Raw genomic sequence first — 259 nt, forward strand, 5'->3', positions numbered from 1 at the left:
GTTCAGTTGTTCCAGCAGGCCGCCAAGGCCACCGCTGAGCGGACCCGGCGCGGAAGGTGCTGCCGATGCGTTGCCCGCAGCAGCGCCACCAAGCAGGCCACCAAGCCCGCCGAGAATGCCACCGAGCAATCCACCACCAAGCCCGCCAGCCTGACCCGCAGACGGTGCAGCCGAAGCATTACCGGCAGCGCCGCCGCCAAGCAGGCCACCGAGAAGATCGCCCAAGCCGCCGCCAGCCTGAGACTGGTCAGGCACCGGC

1 protein-coding gene is annotated in these 259 nt (G+C 69.9%); it reads left to right on the forward strand.

What is annotated here, in order from left to right; translation table 11 throughout:
* Positions 1-259 (forward strand): hypothetical protein (locus HWE04_RS24520; protein WP_274620209.1); only part of this gene is annotated, 259 nt, incomplete at both ends.

Origin of the sequence: Herbaspirillum sp. C7C2 (assembly GCF_022627865.1) — a bacterium.
GTDB classification, from domain to species: Bacteria; Pseudomonadota; Gammaproteobacteria; order Burkholderiales; family Burkholderiaceae_D; genus Herbaspirillum; species Herbaspirillum frisingense.